The 17,188-nt window shown below is 65.2% G+C and carries 16 protein-coding genes; 4 read left to right on the forward strand and 12 right to left on the reverse strand.

The window, feature by feature from the left end:
• Nucleotides 1-128: 128 nt before the first annotated feature.
• The 3 genes from lptB to lptC all read right to left on the reverse strand — a co-directional run bounded on the left by lptB (nt 129) and on the right by lptC (nt 3,775).
• Nucleotides 129-914 carry an LPS export ABC transporter ATP-binding protein gene (gene lptB, locus OJB03_RS08415; protein WP_263786475.1) on the reverse strand — a complete coding sequence of 262 codons (786 nt, stop codon included), beginning with the start codon at nt 912-914 and terminating at the stop codon, nt 129-131.
• On the reverse strand, nt 911-3,061 hold the full coding sequence (locus OJB03_RS08420) for an OstA-like protein (protein ID WP_263786476.1): 2,151 nt from the start codon (nt 3,059-3,061) through the stop codon (nt 911-913). Before OJB03_RS08420 ends, lptB begins: the two co-directional genes overlap by 4 nt.
• 126 nt (nt 3,062-3,187) lie before the next feature.
• Nucleotides 3,188-3,775 carry an LPS export ABC transporter periplasmic protein LptC gene (gene lptC, locus OJB03_RS08425; protein ID WP_263786477.1) on the reverse strand — a complete coding sequence of 196 codons (588 nt, stop codon included), beginning with the start codon at nt 3,773-3,775 and terminating at the stop codon, nt 3,188-3,190.
• A gap of 399 nt (nt 3,776-4,174) precedes the next feature.
• On the opposite strand from lptC, the gene OJB03_RS08430 reads away from it, so the two are divergent.
• The 3 genes from OJB03_RS08430 to OJB03_RS08440 all read left to right on the forward strand — a co-directional run bounded on the left by OJB03_RS08430 (nt 4,175) and on the right by OJB03_RS08440 (nt 6,125).
• A complete protein-coding gene (locus OJB03_RS08430) occupies nt 4,175-4,516 on the forward strand; it encodes an STAS domain-containing protein (RefSeq protein WP_263786478.1) in 342 nt (113 codons plus the stop codon).
• 65 nt (nt 4,517-4,581) lie between these two features.
• Complete coding sequence (locus tag OJB03_RS08435; RefSeq protein WP_263786479.1) at nt 4,582-5,031, forward strand: ATP-binding protein; 450 nt, start codon at nt 4,582-4,584, stop codon at nt 5,029-5,031.
• Nucleotides 5,010-6,125 (forward strand): fused response regulator/phosphatase, encoded by a 1,116-nt coding sequence (locus tag OJB03_RS08440; protein ID WP_263786480.1) that lies wholly within the window; start codon nt 5,010-5,012, stop codon nt 6,123-6,125. Before OJB03_RS08435 ends, OJB03_RS08440 begins: the two co-directional genes overlap by 22 nt.
• A gap of 47 nt (nt 6,126-6,172) precedes the next feature.
• On the opposite strand, the gene OJB03_RS08445 is transcribed toward OJB03_RS08440, so the two are convergent.
• The 4 genes from OJB03_RS08445 to OJB03_RS08460 all read right to left on the reverse strand — a co-directional run bounded on the left by OJB03_RS08445 (nt 6,173) and on the right by OJB03_RS08460 (nt 10,405).
• Nucleotides 6,173-6,784, reverse strand: coding sequence for a GNAT family N-acetyltransferase (locus OJB03_RS08445; protein ID WP_263786481.1), 612 nt, complete (start codon nt 6,782-6,784; stop codon nt 6,173-6,175).
• Nucleotides 6,785-6,938: 154 nt separating this feature from the next.
• Nucleotides 6,939-8,366 (reverse strand): o-succinylbenzoate--CoA ligase, encoded by a 1,428-nt coding sequence (gene menE / locus OJB03_RS08450; RefSeq protein ID WP_263786482.1) that lies wholly within the window; start codon nt 8,364-8,366, stop codon nt 6,939-6,941.
• A 10-nt stretch (nt 8,367-8,376) separates the two neighbouring features.
• Nucleotides 8,377-9,483: an o-succinylbenzoate synthase gene (gene menC / locus OJB03_RS08455; RefSeq protein ID WP_263786483.1), complete on the reverse strand. Its 1,107-nt coding sequence runs from the start codon at nt 9,481-9,483 to the stop codon at nt 8,377-8,379.
• Nucleotides 9,484-9,490: 7 nt separating this feature from the next.
• Nucleotides 9,491-10,405, reverse strand: a complete 915-nt coding sequence (locus OJB03_RS08460; protein WP_263786485.1) for a 1,4-dihydroxy-2-naphthoate polyprenyltransferase — start codon at nt 10,403-10,405, stop codon at nt 9,491-9,493.
• A 212-nt stretch (nt 10,406-10,617) separates the two neighbouring features.
• Between OJB03_RS08460 and OJB03_RS08465 the strand changes: the two genes are divergently transcribed.
• Nucleotides 10,618-11,517 (forward strand): MBL fold metallo-hydrolase, encoded by a 900-nt coding sequence (locus OJB03_RS08465; protein WP_263786487.1) that lies wholly within the window; start codon nt 10,618-10,620, stop codon nt 11,515-11,517.
• A 67-nt stretch (nt 11,518-11,584) separates the two neighbouring features.
• Here the strand turns inward: OJB03_RS08465 and menD are convergent, their stop codons facing one another.
• The 5 genes from menD to OJB03_RS08490 all read right to left on the reverse strand — a co-directional run bounded on the left by menD (nt 11,585) and on the right by OJB03_RS08490 (nt 17,156).
• Nucleotides 11,585-13,360 carry a 2-succinyl-5-enolpyruvyl-6-hydroxy-3-cyclohexene-1-carboxylic-acid synthase gene (menD, locus tag OJB03_RS08470; RefSeq protein ID WP_263786488.1) on the reverse strand — a complete coding sequence of 592 codons (1,776 nt, stop codon included), beginning with the start codon at nt 13,358-13,360 and terminating at the stop codon, nt 11,585-11,587.
• 25 nt (nt 13,361-13,385) lie between these two features.
• Nucleotides 13,386-14,810 carry an isochorismate synthase gene (locus OJB03_RS08475; RefSeq protein ID WP_263786489.1) on the reverse strand — a complete coding sequence of 475 codons (1,425 nt, stop codon included), beginning with the start codon at nt 14,808-14,810 and terminating at the stop codon, nt 13,386-13,388.
• Between the two features lie 87 nt (nt 14,811-14,897).
• Nucleotides 14,898-15,575 (reverse strand): histidine phosphatase family protein, encoded by a 678-nt coding sequence (locus OJB03_RS08480; protein ID WP_263786490.1) that lies wholly within the window; start codon nt 15,573-15,575, stop codon nt 14,898-14,900.
• Nucleotides 15,576-15,635: 60 nt separating this feature from the next.
• The gene (locus OJB03_RS08485) at nt 15,636-16,277 is read right to left on the reverse strand and encodes a hypothetical protein (RefSeq protein WP_263786491.1); all 642 of its coding nucleotides are present in this window, start codon (nt 16,275-16,277) and stop codon (nt 15,636-15,638) included.
• A gap of 177 nt (nt 16,278-16,454) precedes the next feature.
• Nucleotides 16,455-17,156 (reverse strand): DUF4230 domain-containing protein, encoded by a 702-nt coding sequence (locus OJB03_RS08490; RefSeq protein ID WP_263786492.1) that lies wholly within the window; start codon nt 17,154-17,156, stop codon nt 16,455-16,457.
• Between the last annotated feature and the right edge of the window lie 32 nt (nt 17,157-17,188).

Genomic DNA, 17,188 nt, shown 5'->3' on the forward strand with positions numbered 1-17,188 from the left:
AAACGTCCGATTGGATTAATGTGGCGAGAGAGATAAAAAAACACGCCGCGGTACAAATCCGCCCTCTCGACTACAGCGGCTAGGGATGTTCTGAACAACAAAAACCCGACCAGGAAGGATTGAACCGACTAATACCGCTCCAGCGAAAATTTCTCTCCCAAGTATCGCTTGCGCACTTCGGGATCGGCCGCGAGCTCTTCCGCGGTGCCGTGCTTCAAGATTTGCCCTTCGTATAGTAAATAGGCACGATCCGTGATTGCAAGGGTCTCGTGCACATTGTGGTCCGTGATGAGCACTCCGATGCCGCGCTCCTGAAGGCCCGCGACGATGCCCTGAATGTCCTCGACGGCAATCGGGTCGACCCCCGCGAACGGCTCGTCGAGCAAAAAGAACCGGGGGCGAGTCGACAGGGCCCGCGCAATCTCGGTGCGGCGGCGCTCACCTCCAGACAGTTCGTATCCCTTCGAGTCACGCACCCGCTCCAGGCCAAACTCCTGGATGAGCGACTCCACCCGGGCGGTGCGGTCCGCGTCGCTCATCGACTGGAATTCCAGGACCGCATGCAGGTTGTCCTCCACCGTGAGCTCCCGAAAGACGGAGGTCTCTTGCGCCAGGTACCCCACTCCGCGTCGGGCCCGCTTGTACATCGGGAGGCGTGTAATGTCGTCGTCATCCAGGTGGATGGAGCCCGCGTTCGGCCGGATCATGCCCACGATCATGTGGAAGGTCGTCGTCTTGCCGGCCCCATTCGGGCCCAGAAGCCCAACGATCTCGCCCTGATTCACTTCAAGGCTCACGTCATCGACCACGGCCCGCTTGTCGTATCGCTTCGTGAGGTGGCGCGCCGCAAGCGTCGCCGGCTCGCCGGACACGTCTCGGTCCGCAAATGAGCCGTTGGGGGACGAGGCACTCATGAATCGGGATTGGGCATTGTGTTGAGGGTGTCTGACGGCAGGGGTGGTCGGAGGGAGTCGGACGGCGTTGCCGTGCCCCGGTCCGTGGAATCTGAGGAAGAGCGTTCGGGCGGCACATCCTGCCAGAAGTACGCGGGTGAGGACTCGGCGGGGGACTGCGGCCCGGACAGAATTTGGGTTGTCGAGTCGGCGCGGAGCCCCCAGGTCTCTCCGGCGCCCAGACGCGGCGGCCCGGCCACCGGGCGGTCGCGACGCGCGAGCCCTCGGCCGAGCCGACGACGCACCCGTGCATCCCGGAGAAGCTTGTCTTGGGTCGGACGTTGGTCTGGCGTCCATTGAAAGCCTTCCAGTTCAAAAGGGTCCGGAATGTTTTCACTGTTCCGGTAGTAGGTGGTCTGCGTCCCCCCAATGACACTCACCCGCTCGACGCTGCCGTCCACGAAACGCAGTTCGATGCGGTCACCGGAGGTCCGGGCCGCCCCGTTCAGCGAGTCGTTTTGGGCCGCCAGGAACCGGATGGCCCGGGCATTGGGACGGGCCCGGATGCGACGAAGGGTGCCCTCCCCGAAGAAGGCGGTAATGGTCTCGGCCTTGAGTTGCTGGATGCGGTCCAGCACCGAATCGCGCTGGGCCGCGAATCCAGAGCCGCGGACAAACACCGTGTCGGGACTCCGATTCCGGGCCCGGACCCGAATTGAGTCTCCCCACACCTGGCTGTCTTCGAACCACGTCATGGGGGATTGGAACAGGCGGGTCTCCTCAATCGGCAGGACGCTGTCGGCCCGCGCCGTTGGGGTTTCCCACCTCCGAGATGAGATTTCCGGAGGCTCACGGGGGCTTTGCCGGGCTGCAGGGCGGGGCCGACCGGAGGTGTCCGCCACGGCGGAGCGCGCCGACGTGTCGGGCGCGGGGCGGGATCGACCCCCAAGCGAGTCGGGCAGGGACGTTGGCTGTTCTTGAGGGAGGGCTGACAGCGAGGCCGCCCCTCCGTCCGTCCGAAGCGAACCCGGCCTGGCCCGCGGCGCTAGGGAGTCCGGCGGCGGGCGGGTCGTGTCGATGGGGGCCCTCCGACCAGCGAGGCTGTCGGGGGGAGTGCCGACGACGCGGTCATAGACTGCCGAGTCCGCAGTGGCGGCAAGGTCGGGCTGCCAAATGCGCACCGAATCCACTGCCACGAGCCGACGATGCGTGTCGGTGCGGAAGGCCTCCAGGCGACGGGCCCGGACCACCAGGGTGTCAGTCGCCGCCCCCGTTGAATCTTTCCGGATCCGTGCCAGAAGCGCGTTGCCCTCGACCCGACTGTACCGACGGGCCTCCCGGTTGTCCGCACGGTCCCCAAATAGATACGTTCGTGCCGTCGTGTCGGCGTCCGCTTCATCGTCCCCTCGCCGGTCAATGAAGACGTTTCCGTAGGCCACGGACCGATCGCGGTCGCGGTAGTACGTCAGTGAATCAGAGAGGAGCGTCGTCCCCGGCTCGGTGAGCCGCACACGCCCCCCGAACTCTGCACGCGCCTCGTCGGACCAGTACGTGCCGCGCTGGGCCCGGAGCACCCGGTTGCTGTCAACAAGCACAACGCTGTCGGGAAAGACCGAACGCTTCTCCGAGGCGTAGTACCGTGCACTGTCCGCCCGGACGTTCACCTCCCCATTCGTCAGCCGAACGTTGCCGTGGGCATAGCCGACTTCGGTAGCACGGTCGTACCGCACCGTATCGGCCCGGAGGGTGTCTCCCCGCTCGTAGATCACCACATTGTCGGTGAACAGGATGTCGCTGCGAGAGAGGTACCGCCGGGCGTAGTCCGACCGCAAGCGCGTGGTGTCCTGCCGGACGAAGACGTTTCCGAACAGGTCCTGCACACGCTCTTCGTCCCGCGAGAGTGTGCTCAGGGAGTCGGCGCTGACGAGGGCCCGAGAACGGTCACTCGTGTCGGACGCCGGAGGAGCCGGTGTGGGCGGCACCGCTCCCCCCGTCGGCAACGAGTCTAGCTCCGCCGGCTCCACGCCGGTCGGGGCCGCACGGGACGTATCGTCTTCCACCTGCGCCCAGACCTCCGCTCCACCGCCCACCCAGACAATTCCAATCGCTGCCATCAGCAGGGCGCGCCCCAGGAAGCGACACATCCGATGGGTGGAGGATCCAATCATACGCACAACGCCGGGCCCCGCAGGAAAGAACAGTCTTTTCGAAAAAGCATGGCCCACACCGAGGCCCCAAACTGGGGTTCCTACGAAGACAAGGGAGTCCGTAAAGCCCCGTGTCAGAACTTCATGCTACTGCTGCTCATCTGTGTCGTCGCCCTCGTTGACATCCACCTCCGCCGAGAAGCGTCCAAGCTGGTACGTTTCAAGATCCTCATCTGCCACGAGCCCGTCTCCTTGAACCACCTCCGAGGGGGTACGGATGCGCACGAACCGGCGGGTACGGATCGTCCGGTCGGCCTGGTGCCACGTGAGGTGCTCACTCTCGAGTCGTTTGTCGTCTTCGGTGGTCACAACCACATTCCGGTACGCGTCCAGTACGCCCTTCTGGTCCTGAAAGACCAAGCTATCGGCCGTGACGGTGGCCGAAGAGTCGCCTTCTTCGTCAAAAAGGTACACCCGGACCCTCGTCGTATCATTCATCGAGCGCCAGACCGAGTAGGTGCTGTCGTCGGCCTGATACTGCTCCATCCGACGGGCCTGGAGAACCGCTCGGGGTCGTCCCTTCTCTGACATGTCGAACTCAGCGTCCCAGCTGACGTGCTTGGGCGTCGGTCCCGCCGTGCCGTTCTTCTGGCCCGTTCCCCCCGACCGAGGTCGATGCTCGCAGCCGCCGGCCAGCAGCCCCCCTCCCACGATTGCGCAAAGCAACAACCTCATCACAGAGTATCGATTCCAACATGATTGAGCCACGATTCCCTATTTTTTTCAATTTAATCTGCTTCTTACACGGAACGGATTACAAATTCCACTGATACTGTGCTGATGTAGATCCGTCCAAAAAGACCTGTGCAGCAACATCTCCTAGTAGAGTCCTGGTAGAGTAGAGTCCTAATAGAGAAGGCTCTATCTTTTAAAGGATGGTGGCGGTCCTCGGTGCGCCATTTCGCAGTCCAACCCCTACCGTTATGCTGGCACCGATTTTGCTTCTTAAACCTACGGGGTTGCCCTCGTGCACTCTCACTCTCATCACCCCGAGCACCCCCGGAGTCCCACGCTGCGCTTCTGCGGCACATATTCTCTTCACTCCTCTCCGTCTAGACGACTCGTTTCACCATCATGAGCTTTGACGCCGAGACCGCCTCCTCCGAAACCGTCATCATCCACGTCGGGGAAGCCCTTGACTTTCGGAACGCAGACGATTTCAAAGAGACGTTTCAGGAGCACGTCGACGAAGGAGTTCGACAATTTATTCTTGACTTTTCCAACACAGAGGTACTCGACTCCACCGGCCTCGGGTCCATCTTTTCCCTCTACCGGGCCATCTCGCCAGACGACGGGAAGGTCGCCTTCGCGGACGTGTCGGAGCCGGTTCAGGTGGTGGTCCAGTTGACCCGAACGTACAAGGTCTTCCGCCAATTTCCGTCCGTGGAGGACGCACGTGAGGCATTTGCAGAATAGTCGATCGCTCGAACCGGGCTTCTGCATCGACGGCGGCCTGCCTTGTTGGACTCAGATCCGGTCTCATGGACCCTTTTACGAAGAAGTACACGGACCTCGATCGGGCAATCGATGAGGTACGCACCCTTTCTGACGATTGGCCAGCCTCTCAGCAGGACGGCACGATCGACGACGAAACTCTTCACTGCACGTGCCTCGTGCTCCACGAATGGATTGCCAATCTCCACCAACACGCCTGCTTCCAGAACAGCGCCCCGATGATCGAAATCCGGCTGACCTGTGACGCCCAACAGGTGACCTGCTCGGTACTTGACAACTCGGACGGCTTCGACCTCGACTCCTATCTCCCAGCCGACGATGAAGACCCGGAGGCCTTCCCCGAGCGCGGCATGGGCCTCCGGATCATCAAGGCGTGCACCGGCAAGCTTGCGTACTCGCCGACGGAGGACGGCCTTCACCGCTTCGAATTTCTTATCCCCTCCGACCACGATCCATGGCTGAACACACTATTCTAGTTGTCGAGGATGACAGCACGGTTCGGGAGCTTCTGAAGTACCGCCTCGGCAAGCACTACGAGGTCTACACGGCCACAAATGGTGAGGAGGCCCTGGATCAGATTGAGGACACCATCCCCGACCTCATCATTTCGGACATCATGATGCCGAAGATGGACGGCTTCGCGCTGCAGTCGGCCCTCCAAACCGACAAGAATACGCGCGTCATTCCGTTCATTTTCCTCACGGCCCGGGCCGACGAGGAGGCCCGTCAGCAGGGCGAGCGGAAGGGAGTGGACGACTATATCACGAAGCCCTTCGACATGGAAACGTTGCTCTCCCGCGTGGAGCGCCTCCTGGAACGCATTGATATGTTCCAGACCCAGCTCGATGCGGAGATCGGGCGCGACTTTTCCAACCGCCTGCTTCCGGACGAAACGCCGGACATTGACGGTTACGAGCTCGACTTCTACAGCGAGTCCCGCGAGCAGGGCGGCGGCGACCTCTTCGACTGGACGGAGACAGACGAGGGCACCTATTTCCTCACGATTGGGGACGTGATGGGCAAGGGCCTCCGGGCTAAATTCTACGCCTTTAGCTTCCTGAGCTACGTGCGGGGCACCCTCCACACCTTATTGGAGGAGTCCACCTCCCCGGCCGCACTGATGGGCGAGCTGAATGACATGCTCCTCAACGACGATGTGCTGGAGGACACGTTCGCGACGTTTCTGCTTCTTCACTGGGACCCTCACGCTCACACCATCACGTACGCGAATGCGGGCCACTGCCGCCCCGTCCTGGTGGGCCCAGACGGGGCCAAAATTCATGAACACAGCGACTTGATTTTGGGGCTGGAGGAGGACGTGACGTTTTCGGAGGTCTCGCTGGACCTCGCCCCGAGCACTGCCCTGGTGTCCTACACCGACGGCCTTACGGAGCAGCGCACCCAGGACGGCGGAATGTTGGGGGAGGACGGTGTTCGAGACCTCGCCGTGGAAGCCTACAACGACGACGCCCCTATTCAGGCCCTGTTGGACGGGGTTCTGTCCCGAAGTGCCTCCGACAGCTTTGAGAACGACCTCCTCGTCGTCTGGCTGGAACACCTGGCCGACTAGCCCCCCTAACTCGGCATGCTGGGCCTCTCCCTTCTCTTAAAGCGCCGCTAGGCTGCCTCCACAGACGGCTCCTGCTTCACTTCCCCCCGGCGTGCCCGATACTCGGGCTCCAAAAGGGCGTACAGGCCCTTGTCCCAGTAGCGCCCGTCTCGGCGTAGGTGGTCCCGCGCCGTCCCCTCCCTGGTGAAGCCCATTCCCTCAATCAGGTCCCGCCATGCCGTGTGGTACTCAAAGGTTTCTGCACTCACGCGGTGCAGATCTATCTGGTTGAAGCAGTACGAAAGCAGTATCTCAAACGAGGCGCGGCCGTAGCCACGGCCCCAGTAGTCTCGGTCCCCGATCGTAATACCGACCTTCGCGTGGTGGCTGTGGGGGCTAATGCGCGTCGCGTAGGCGACCCCAATGAGCGTTTCGTCTTCTAAGGCATGGATCTCGAACGTCCGATTCGAGGGGGTTGGCTCTTCGCACATGCGCTCGAACCGATCCTTGAACGCCCCGAAGGATTCCTCCTCGTGCGGGACCTCGCTATCGAGGCGGTTCAATTCCGGGTCGTTGTTCCAGCGGAAGTGCGTGTGGATGTTTTCCATTCGGAGCGGCGTAAACTTGACTCGCTCTCCGCGCAGCGGCGTCACGTCAGGGACAGGAAGGGGTGTATCCATTTCGGAAGCGCTTCCAAATTCATGAGGTATCGAAGAGCGGTGCCCGTCGACTGTTGATGCTCCCCAAGAAAACGAGCAGGATCGCCGAATGCAACAGTCCTGCATCGTTTCGCAGAAGCAATCCCAATCTTCCGGGCGCCAGGCACCGGTTCTTCTACTCCTTTCGGGCTCGTTGACACAGGGCCTCATGATCCACCTTCAACTGGCCATCCACTGCGGCCTCGGGAAGGGGATAGATCACATCTGGAAGTTTGAATTTAGGGAGGGACATCGACAGGGCCTGTCGCCACGCCTCCGGCCGCAGGGGGCCACGTGCCCGGACAAAGGCCACTGGTCGGTGCCCATACGCCTCGTGGGGGACCGCCACGACCACCGCCCGCTCGATGTCGTCGGCCTGCTCAAGGGCCGACTCAATCTCTTCGGGCTGGATGTTCTCCCCCCCTGAGACGAACTGCCGATCGACGCGTCCCTGCACGTGAAGGCGTCCCTGCGCGTCGAAGGTCCCCACATCCCCCGTCGGGTACCAGCCGTCTTCTCGTGGATCTTGAATGGTATTTCCTTCAATCACGCCTACGCATAGGGAAGACCCCGCGACAAGAATCTGGCCGTCTTCTGCAATCCGCAGGCGACGGTGCGGGAGACGACGTCCGGCAGTCTGCAGGTCCGTAAACGAGGCCCCGGAGGACGTCGTGGTGATCTGCGATGCCATCTCTGTGGAGCCGTAGCTGGTATGGAGGGGCCACCCCCGGTCGGATCCTTGGCGCAGGAGTCCCGACGGGGTGGGGCCGCCCCCCACGAGGACCGCACGCACCCGCCCCGGCGCTCGCCCCTGTCGGGCATCCAGAAGACGACGGAGCTGGGTCGCCACGAGGGAGAGGTGGGTCCCCCCGGTCGTGCCCAAGGCCTCCGACACGGACGCCTCCCGTCCCGGCACCGCCACGGCGGCTCCGGCCAGCGCACACCGAACGAGGATGGCCAGCCCTCCAACGTGATACAGCGGCAGCGAGAGCAGCCACCGATCCCCGGCCTGGAGGGGCATGTTGGCGTTTGCCCCCTTTGCATTGTACAGGTGATTCGCCCACGAGTGGAGGATGGCGGTCGGACGGCCCGTGCTGCCAGACGTGAAGAGGATGGTTGCCCGGCGATCGATCGGTCGCGACGTCGACGCAGAATTGTCTCCGGCGGCCTGGACCACGAGCGACTCCGGCGGCACCCCTTCCGCCCCACCGCCTCCTTCGTTCAGTGCGTCGGGGTTCCGCGTAATCAGACCGCGCGCTCGGAGCCGATTCGTAGCACGCCAGGCCTCCGCGTCCGGGAGACGCGTACTGATCGGGACGGCCACGGCCCCCTCACGCCACAGCGCCCACAGCAGCACCACGGGCGCTGGCCCTCGCGGCAGGCGCAGTGCGACTCGCGCCCCGTCGGCCCACCCCCGCTCCCGCAGCTGTCGCCCGGTGGCCGCCACCGCTGTGTCGAGCTCCGCATACGTCCACCGTCGGGCAGGCGTCCAGAGCGCCAGGGCGTCAGGGCGCGCCTGGGCGTGACGGTGAATGGGACACGGAGCATGGGGGCCGGCAGCCATGAGGTGCGGATCAGGCGGAGAATCGTTCGACGAGGTCAAGCCGATCTCGTGCGATGCGGGACGTCGAGGGGGTTACGACAGAGGGCACATCTACACTCGGCCCCCCAAGTGGAAGTGGAGGGGCGTACACGTCGGCCGCAAGGCGGTCGTACGTGGAAAGGCCCACGGGCACCTCCGGCCCGGACGCTGCCAGCGCCACGAGCATCTGGATTCCGACGCCGGACTCGTAGGAGGCGCTGAGGACGGGAGTTGCGCCTGTTTCTCGCGCGGCGCGTCCCCATTCTCGTGTGTGCCGCAGGCCCCCGAGGAGCGTCGGCTTGAGGACAACGGCCGACACGTCCGGCAGGTCTCGCATGATGGGGGGCGCTGCTTCCCGGGTCGTCTCGTCGAGCGCGACGGGGAGATCCGTCCTCTCAACCAAATCGCCTAGGGAGGCCGGGTCGGCGAGGGGTTCCTCCACGTAGGCAATGTCTAGGTCGTCGGTCCCTTCCGCGAAGGTGACGGCCTCCGCAAGCGACCAGGCCCGGTTTGCGTCGGCACGGACAGACACGGAAGCGTCGAGGGCCTCCCGAATCGCTCGGACGCGTGCAGCATCCTCTTCGACGCCCTCCGCCCCCACCTTCACCTTGATGGCCTGGTAGCCCTCCTCCTGCCGCCGAACGGCCTGTGCCGGTCCATTTGCCCCTGAGCGCGGAAGCAGGGCATTCAGCGCCACAGTTTGTCGCGGCGTCCCCATCATCTCCGGGACAGACGTCTCGTGGATCGCAGCGGCAGCGGACACCACGGCACTCTCCACCGCAAACCGGAAGGACGACGGGGCGTCCGCCCCGAACGGGAGTTCCTGCAGCGTGGCGTCGAGTCCTGCCTGGGCGTCGAAGAGAGACGTGCCCGTCCAGCGAGGGAGTGCGGTGCGGGCGTGCTCTTCGACGTCCGCCACCGTTTCGTCGCTGAAGCCCGGCAGCGGCGCGGCGTCGCCCCAACCGACGGGGCCCTGTTCCGTTGCCAGCCACACGAGCACGCCCCGGCGCCGGGTCACCTCCTCGTTTCCCAGTCGCAGCGGCGCGGTGAGCGGAAGCTCGTACCTGTACAGAGCGCTTTCCGAAATCGTCACGGACATGGGGACATCAGAGATTCCAGCCAACAGCGAACAGGAGGGCCCAGAGCATCAGGAGTCGGCCGGTCGCCCCGAGCAACGGGTTCAGCTTCTCCGGATCCGTCGTTTCGGACATTCTCCGGATGGGCCCGAAGGTCAGGGGGATCAGCCCGAGGGGCAGGGCCGCCCACGGGTGAGGCCTCGTGCCGAGCACACCCGTCGCCAGAAGCCCCGCGAGCAAAAGGGCCCCGACCATGCAGCCCCCGTACGCGGCGATCCCAAACCGCCGCCCAAAACGCACGACGAGCGTCCGCTTGCCGGCCCGACGGTCCTCCGCTACGTCCCGGACGTTGTTTACCAACAGAATTGCGATCGAAAGCAGCCCCGGCCCGGCCCCGGCGACGAGCACCTCCGGGGGCAGCGACAATGCCTGCACGTAGTAGGTGCCTCCCACCGCCACGGGTCCGAAGAATACGAACACAAATATGTCGGCCAGCCCGAGGGCCGCGAGCGAGTACCGGCCCGCGGTGTACCAGATGGCTGCCCCAATCGACGCCACGCCCACGGCAAAGATGGGCCATCCTCCCCGCACAATCAGGTAAAGGCCGGTCGTCACAGCGAGACCGAAGACCAGAATCGTGGCCCGTCGCATTGTCTGAGGAGCTACGAGCCCGGCCTGCGTCACCCGAAGCGGCCCCACTCGATCTTGGGTGTCCGCCCCCTGCACGTAATCGGCGTAGTCGTTGTGGTAGTTCACCCCAACCTGGATGAGCATCGCCCCGGCAAGGGCCAGGGCCGCCGAGAGGAGGTGCCACGCGTCGGCCTCAACAGCCATCCCCGTCCCTACGAGCACAGGGGCAACGGCCGCCCCGAGCGTTTTGGGACGGGCCGCCCACAGCCAGACGCGGGCCTGGCTTACTTCCTGGGCGTCCGTCGAGTCATCCATGGTTAGTTGAGGCGTTACAGCAAAAAAACTGGCACTGAGGTTAGCTTTCGTCTCAACGCTCTGGCGGATGAAGACGATCCGCTTCCTCCTCATGGGTGAGGCACCGTGGGGTTGGAAAATTTCGTCTCTTCGCGGGGCGACGCGTTGGCATTCGACCCTGACGGGGACTACGTTGCATCCTGCATTCTACTGCAACAGTCTTTCATACCTCCATGTCGTCTCGCCGTACATTTCTCCGCCGATGCGGCCTTGCCCTTGCCGCCTCTCCGGCACTCTCTTCCCTTCCTACCTGGCTCTCCTCGGCGGACGGCTTTGAGTCTCTCCGGGGCGGGATCGGGACCTTTACCCAACGTGGAGGCACCATTGGATGGATCGCCACCGACGACGGACTCGCGGTCGTAGACACTCAGTCTCCAAACTCGGCGCCCGACTGCTGGAGTGGCCTTCGCGATCGGTCACAGGGCCCCCTTTCCCTGGTCATCAACACGCACCATCACGGCGACCACGTCGGTGGCAACGGCGTTTTCGCACAGCACACCGACCGCCTCGTGGCACACGCCAACGTGCCGGATCTGATGCGCGCCAGTGCCGAAGACGGAGCAGCCGACGACAAGACGTACCCGACGGAGACATTCGAGGAGACGTGGTCCGAGACCCTCGGGGACGAGACGATTCGGCTTCGCTACCGCGGCCCAGCCCACACAGGGGGCGACGCAATCGTCGTCTTCGAGAACGCGAACATCGTCCACGTGGGCGACTTGGTCTTCAACCGGGCCTATCCCTTTATCGATGTCGGTGGGGGGGCAGACTCGCAGGGCTGGATTGACAGTCTCGAGACCATCCACGACGCCCTCGACGACGATACGATCGTCATTCACGGCCACGGCAACCCGGAATTTGGCGTCACCGGCGGGCGCGAGGACCTTCTGGTGATGCGCGACTTTCTCTCGGCGCTCAATGAGTACGTTACCCAGCAGCGCCAGGCCGGGGCGTCCCTGAACGAAATGAAGCAGACGGAGATGCTGGACGGTTTCGAGGCCTTCAACTTCGACTGGGCGTTGTCACTGGCCGACTGCATCGAGGCCGTCTACCGGGAGCAGACGGCGGGGTGACGAGCAGTACCGCCGAAAGAGGGACGTGCCGTTGACACGTAGCACGGCACTCGGGATCCGTCCGAGACTACCCGTCCGATACGGCACGCTCGACGGATGCCTCCAGGCGATCGTGCACCTGCCGATTCACCGTGCGGTCGGTCTGCACCTCGATGAGGGCCGCCCCTCCAGACCGACAGGCCTGAGCGTAGGCGCTGCGGAAGGCCGACGGGGAGTCCGGGCGATGATAGGGCAGACCGAACAGGGCCGCTGCGTGCTCGAAGTCCTGGCCGTGGGGCGTCGTAAAGTACGGATCAAACTCGTCGTGCTCGCGGATGGGCAGGAAATGAAAAATGCCCCCGCCATCGTTGTTGACAACGATCGCCACGACGGGCCGATCTTGAAGAAGGGCCAGCCCATTTAGGTCGTGCCAGAGGGCGAGGTCTCCAATCAGGAGCGTCACCGGACCGTCACGCCCTTCGGCGACCCCCGCCGCGGTCGCCACGGTCCCATCGATGCCACTTGCGCCCCGGTTGGCGTAGGCCGGTCCACCCGCCCCGACGGGGGCAGCGTGGCGGTTGAGGTCCCGCACCGGCATGCTGCTGGCCGCCACGAGCGCGTGCTCCGACGGCATCTCTTCCGTAAGAAGGGTGGCCACGAGCGGGTCGGTGAGCGTATCTGAATCCTGTATGTGGGCCTGCACAACGGCCCCGGCGCGCTCGCTCGCACTGGCCCATTCGTCGCGCCACGTCGTGCCCCTCACGCCACCCTCAAGCCGCGCAATCAGCGCGTCGGCCGCCGTGGGAACGGCCGCCTCCACGTGGTGCGTCACCCGGTGGTCCGGATCGATGCGGGTGGGAGCAGGGCGCACGACGGCCCAGACCTCCGGGGCGCTGTCACGGAGGAAGAGACGGAGCCGCTTCGACGCAAAACGCCCCCCGACCTGCAGGACGGCCGTCGGCGGATGGGACTCTCGGAAGGCCTCTGACGTCAGCACAAGGTCTCCGTACGGCACCCGTTCCGGCCCTTCCTTCCCACCCCGCCGGAGACGAGACGTAAGGTCGGGAACGAGCGGCCAGCCGAGGTGCGTGGCCAGCCGATGGCTCGCGTCGGCCGCCGCGGCCGAGTCGAGCCGCCCCGCCACCACGAGCCCGTACGCGGTGCCGCTCATCTTTTTGGCCAGCGCATCGACCTCGGGACCAGGCGGGGTGGGATTGGGAGTTGGGTAGTGCGTATACGGCTCGGTGTCCGTCGCCCACTCTTCAACGGCGGTCGGAACGGCGACCGACGCCTCCGTCTCCACTGGCTCCAGCGGCTTCCGAAACATACAGTTCAGATGCACTGGCCCTGGGGGCGCACGCAGGGTCCGGTGCAGGGCCTGGTCGGCCGTCGTTAAGACGTACGCAGGGTCAACCTCGTTAGACGGCGGGGGGACGTCGGCCTGCCACCGCACGTAGTCCCCGAAGATCTTCACCTGATCAATCGTCTGGTTGGCCCCCGTATCGCGTAGCTCCGGCGGGCGGTCGGCCGTGAGGAGAAGCATCGGCACGCCGTCAACCGAGGCCTCCACCGCGGCGGGCAGGCCATTCGCGACGGCGGTTCCGGACGTGGTGACCCAGGCGGCGGGTCTCTGCGTCGCGCGCCCCACGCCCAGCGCCGCAAATGCAGCCCCCCGTTCGTCCACGTGCAGCACCGATTCGGCCTCCGGGTGGCGCGCGATGGCAACCGTGAGTGGCGTAGAGCGGGATCCCGGCGCAACGAAGAAGGTGCCCACGCCACTCCGTACGAGTTCCTCCACGAGGAGCTGCGTCCACAGGTAGGTGGGATTGGGCGCGTCGAGGACGGACCAGGATTGATGGGCCACGGGGCCGCTCAGTTGGTCAGAAGGATTACCGGGAGGCCATCTGGGGATCGCTCACGCCCATGATGGCGGCAAAGTCGCCGATCTTCTGCTCGATCTCCTCCCACTCCCGGTCCGGTGCCGACCCCTCGACAATTCCCGCCCCCGAAAACAGGGCAATCTTCGTCTCTTCCACGAGTCCCGCCCGCAGCCCCACCGCGAACTCCGCGGCGTCGCGCCCCACCCACCCGACGGGCCCCGCATACCACCCCCGGTCGAACGGCTCTCGGGCACGAATCGCCGCCACGGCGTCGTCGGTCGGCACGCCGCCCACCGCCGGGGTGGGGTGAAGCGCCTCCAGCACGTCCGTCGTCCCCGCGTCGGGCCGGAGCCTACCGGTGATGCGGGCGTGGAGATGACGCCCACGCGCCAAGGCCAACTCCCCCCTCTTCTTCGGGACGCGGACCGTACTGCAGACTCGGTCCAGATCGTCCCGGATGGCGTCCCGAACGAACGCGTGCTCGCGACGCTCCTTCGGGCTCTGCAGGAGCTCGTCCCGGAGCCGAGCGTCCTCCGCCGTTGTCTCCCCCCGGGGCCGCGTGCCGGCCACCGCCTCACTGATAACGGTCCGGCCGTCCCGTCGAAACAGGCGCTCCGGGGAGGCCCCGACGAACGCCGCCCCGTTTGCCGGGCGCACCGCAAAGTGGTAGCATCCCGGCGTCGCGGGCTCCAGGTGACTCAGCACCAGGAGTGGGTCCATCGATGCACCGAGCGAAAGGGCCACACGACGGGCGAGCACAACCTTACTGAGGGCACCCTCCCCAATGGCATCAAGCGCCCAGCGCACCATTTCGGTCCACTCTTCGTGCTCCGGTACGTCCTGCCGCTGGTAGGGCCGGGGCAGGGCCGTGTGTTCGCTGGGGACAGGAAGGGCCACCGCGCTCAACGCGTCTATGATCTCGTCTACACGGTCGGCATCTCGGGGAAGCACCAGGGTGCAGACCAGGCGCAGCGCACCGTCCGCCTCCACCAGCTCAAACCGAGGTAGGACGAAGCGATACGTCCCAAACGGTGCCCAGCGACGATCGGGGTGATTCTGGGCCGTGGGCTGCCCGGCGTCGAACCGTACCCCCCCGTAGTACCGAACCCCGGGATCTGCCCCGTCTAGGCGCTTGTCCAGGACGCCACCAAGGGCCTCGTAGTCGACGGGGGCCGAACTGCTCGACACCACGTCCGCGGCGCCGCACGCGGCAACCGTGCGGTCTTCGTCTCGCCCCGACCAGTACAGGGCCTCGGCGGACGACCGGGCCCGCACCCAGTCAATGGGCCGCATGGGCCCCGGGACCGGCACGCCCACGCGAACCGTCCGGGCGGCGGACGACCGAGCCGCGTCGCGGATCCGGTCCGCCAGGGCCGCCCGAACGCCGTCGGCCCCGTCGATGTCACGAATGACGGTGGGATCGAGATCGAGCATGGGGTGTGCGTGAGAAAACGGGTCGCGGGTGAATGGGAACGAGGGGCATGGCCCCTTCGCCGTGTCCCTCGAAGCGTGGCGGGTGGGCTATGCAGGGACTGAGGCGCTGTCCCCCGGAAGGTGGGCCGTGCAGTTGAGTCGCTCGGCCCGCGCCCGTCCCTCCTCGTAGACCACGTGGTTGACGCAGGTGTTGGAATGATCGAGATCGGGCATGTGCTCCAGCCCGTACGCATCGAGGAGGGTCGCGAGCAGAACGCGCAGGTACCGGCCGTGCGTCACGACGAGGGCCGTCCCCCCAGCCTCTCGCGCAAGGATGTGCCGGAGCGCCCGGCGCGCCCGCCCCTGCACCTCCCGGATGGACTCGCCGCCCTCCGGGCCGCGGTCGTATGCCCCATCGCGCCAGGCCGATTTTAGGGCGTCGACCGACGCGTCCCGCTCTCGGGACGGAGCCTCTCCTTCGTAGACGCCCCAATCCATCTCGCCCAGGTCTCGCAGGTGCGTGCGAGAGAGCGGCTCGTGGTCCGCCGCGAGGATGTCGGCGGTCTGCGTGGCCCGCCGAAGTGTGCTGGCATACAGCGCATCGACGTCCGCCGACGCGAACCGGCGGGCCAGCGCTCGGGCCTGCTCGCGGCCGGTCGCGTTCAGCGTGCTGTCGATGCCACCGCCCTGCATGATGCCACGCCGGTTGTATTCGGTTTCGCCGTGTCGAACCAGGTAGAGGCTCGTCGGCGCATCCACAGGGACTGATCGAAAGCCGTTACTCATACAACAAACTACGAGGACGTGTAGGAAGAAGCCGGAATCCACCAACGCCTGGACGCTCGCCTACGGATCGTTCGCATCCGAGGCTTGGTGGTTGTTCAGGTTGTCGAGAATGTCTTTGGTGATGTCGTTCACCTGCGGCACGGACAGGCGGTGCTTGAGGGCCACCCGGACGATCAATCCCCGGAGCACCTGGTCGGCTACTGGCAGGGGATAGAGCGCTCGGCGCAACGGACGCACAATGTACCCGATCGCCCATTCCAGCACCCCCCACCGAAGGAGCACAAACCCCAGGAGGCCGGCCCCGAGTGCCCCGTACATCTCCGCGGCCGCAATGGCACTCATCGCCGCTACGTAGTAAAGAGCCTGCGCGAGCACATGGTCGAGCGTCGACACGGCCCGTACCGCCAGAAGGCTCGGGAGAGACGGGCTCAGCAGGGCCCACGCGAGAAACAATGCAAGCGCTCCTCCCACCGCCCACTCCAGGGGAAGCCCCCAGAGCATCAACGGCAGCGCCCAGACCGTTGCGGTCTGAGCAGAGTCGACCCAAGTGTCCGCCCAGCGGAGCAACTGCTCCAGTGACACATGGTCGAGCACCGTTCCGGCGTATTCTTCCACGTCCGTCTCCGTGACATGGTACCACCGTCCCCCTTCCGTGAGAAGACCATAGGGGGTGTCAATGTAAGGCGTGGAGGACCCCTCCATTCAGAGCGTAATGAGCCGGGATTTACGTTCTACGAAGCAATGGTGGGTTTTGCAACCGAAAAGACCGTACAGGGGCCGGGGGGTGCAGTTTCAACTCAAACTGAAAGTTGAAGGACTTTCCCGCCTGGCAGGACCGGTCCCGTCACGGACACCCAAGACGCACGAAGAATGAGGTGCCTATCCCCCCTCTGGTTGGAGGACGAGTTTGTCGCCCACCCGTATTCGAAACTGGGGCGCCTTCACACCCGCGGCCTGCAGGGCCGGCCGAAGCATTTTCTCCAGGGCGCGTGCAGTATTCACGCGCGGCTGCGTGGCGGAGGCTAGACGACGCTCCGCCTGCTCTCGGAAGGCGGCCGTCACGGTCCCCAACGCTTGCCTACGGACGGCCTCCGTCATGTCGGACGGCAGGACCCGCGTCCATCCACGCGCCTGAGACCGCACCTCCAATTGGCCAACGTCCGGCTCCACGCTGTGGACGGTGAGCGGCGGCAGGGCGACGCCCACCGGTCCCTTGTCTTCCACCGCAATCATCGATGCGTCGAGCGTTTGCACGTCGAAGCCGTACGATACCGTCCCAGGCACCCGAACCCGCGTCTCCGACCCGCCCTGCAGGAGCGGGAGAGCACTCGGCTGGGTCTGTCGCAGCAGGTACGTCAGCCACGAGGGCGTGAGGTACCGCGCCGAGTCCACCCGTACCGTCACCCGTATGTTCAGGGTGCCCGTGACAAGAAAAGAGGCCGGGGCTTCGTCCTGAATCGTCGTGAGGACGGTCTTCTGTACCGTCGCGTCCGACGGGCCGCGTTCCCAGAGCAGAACCCCCACCAGAAGGAGGCCCACAATCACACCGCCCCCAATGGCGGCGCGCATGGTTGCGGTCATAGTCGGTGACAGAAAATGCCGAGGAGACGTCG

The organism is Salinibacter grassmerensis (assembly GCF_947077765.1).
Classification (GTDB): Bacteria; Bacteroidota; Rhodothermia; order Rhodothermales; family Salinibacteraceae; genus Salinibacter; species Salinibacter grassmerensis.

Bases quoted from the DNA above. Each gene is read 5' to 3' on its own strand.
- lptB (WP_263786475.1), bottom strand. From the start codon at position 914: ATGAGTGCCTCGTCCCCCAACGGCTCATTTGCGGACCGAGACGTGTCC.
- OJB03_RS08420 (WP_263786476.1), bottom strand. From the start codon at position 3,061: ATGATTGGATCCTCCACCCATCGGATGTGTCGCTTCCTGGGGCGCGCC.
- lptC (WP_263786477.1), bottom strand. From the start codon at position 3,775: ATGAGGTTGTTGCTTTGCGCAATCGTGGGAGGGGGGCTGCTGGCCGGC.
- OJB03_RS08430 (WP_263786478.1), top strand. From the start codon at position 4,175: ATGAGCTTTGACGCCGAGACCGCCTCCTCCGAAACCGTCATCATCCAC.
- OJB03_RS08435 (WP_263786479.1), top strand. From the start codon at position 4,582: ATGGACCCTTTTACGAAGAAGTACACGGACCTCGATCGGGCAATCGAT.
- OJB03_RS08440 (WP_263786480.1), top strand. From the start codon at position 5,010: ATGGCTGAACACACTATTCTAGTTGTCGAGGATGACAGCACGGTTCGG.
- OJB03_RS08445 (WP_263786481.1), bottom strand. From the start codon at position 6,784: ATGGATACACCCCTTCCTGTCCCTGACGTGACGCCGCTGCGCGGAGAG.
- menE (WP_263786482.1), bottom strand. From the start codon at position 8,366: ATGGCTGCCGGCCCCCATGCTCCGTGTCCCATTCACCGTCACGCCCAG.
- menC (WP_263786483.1), bottom strand. From the start codon at position 9,483: ATGTCCGTGACGATTTCGGAAAGCGCTCTGTACAGGTACGAGCTTCCG.
- OJB03_RS08460 (WP_263786485.1), bottom strand. From the start codon at position 10,405: ATGGATGACTCGACGGACGCCCAGGAAGTAAGCCAGGCCCGCGTCTGG.
- OJB03_RS08465 (WP_263786487.1), top strand. From the start codon at position 10,618: ATGTCGTCTCGCCGTACATTTCTCCGCCGATGCGGCCTTGCCCTTGCC.
- OJB03_RS08475 (WP_263786489.1), bottom strand. From the start codon at position 14,810: ATGCTCGATCTCGATCCCACCGTCATTCGTGACATCGACGGGGCCGAC.
- OJB03_RS08480 (WP_263786490.1), bottom strand. From the start codon at position 15,575: ATGAGTAACGGCTTTCGATCAGTCCCTGTGGATGCGCCGACGAGCCTC.
- OJB03_RS08485 (WP_263786491.1), bottom strand. From the start codon at position 16,277: ATGGAGGGGTCCTCCACGCCTTACATTGACACCCCCTATGGTCTTCTC.
- OJB03_RS08490 (WP_263786492.1), bottom strand. From the start codon at position 17,156: ATGACCGCAACCATGCGCGCCGCCATTGGGGGCGGTGTGATTGTGGGC.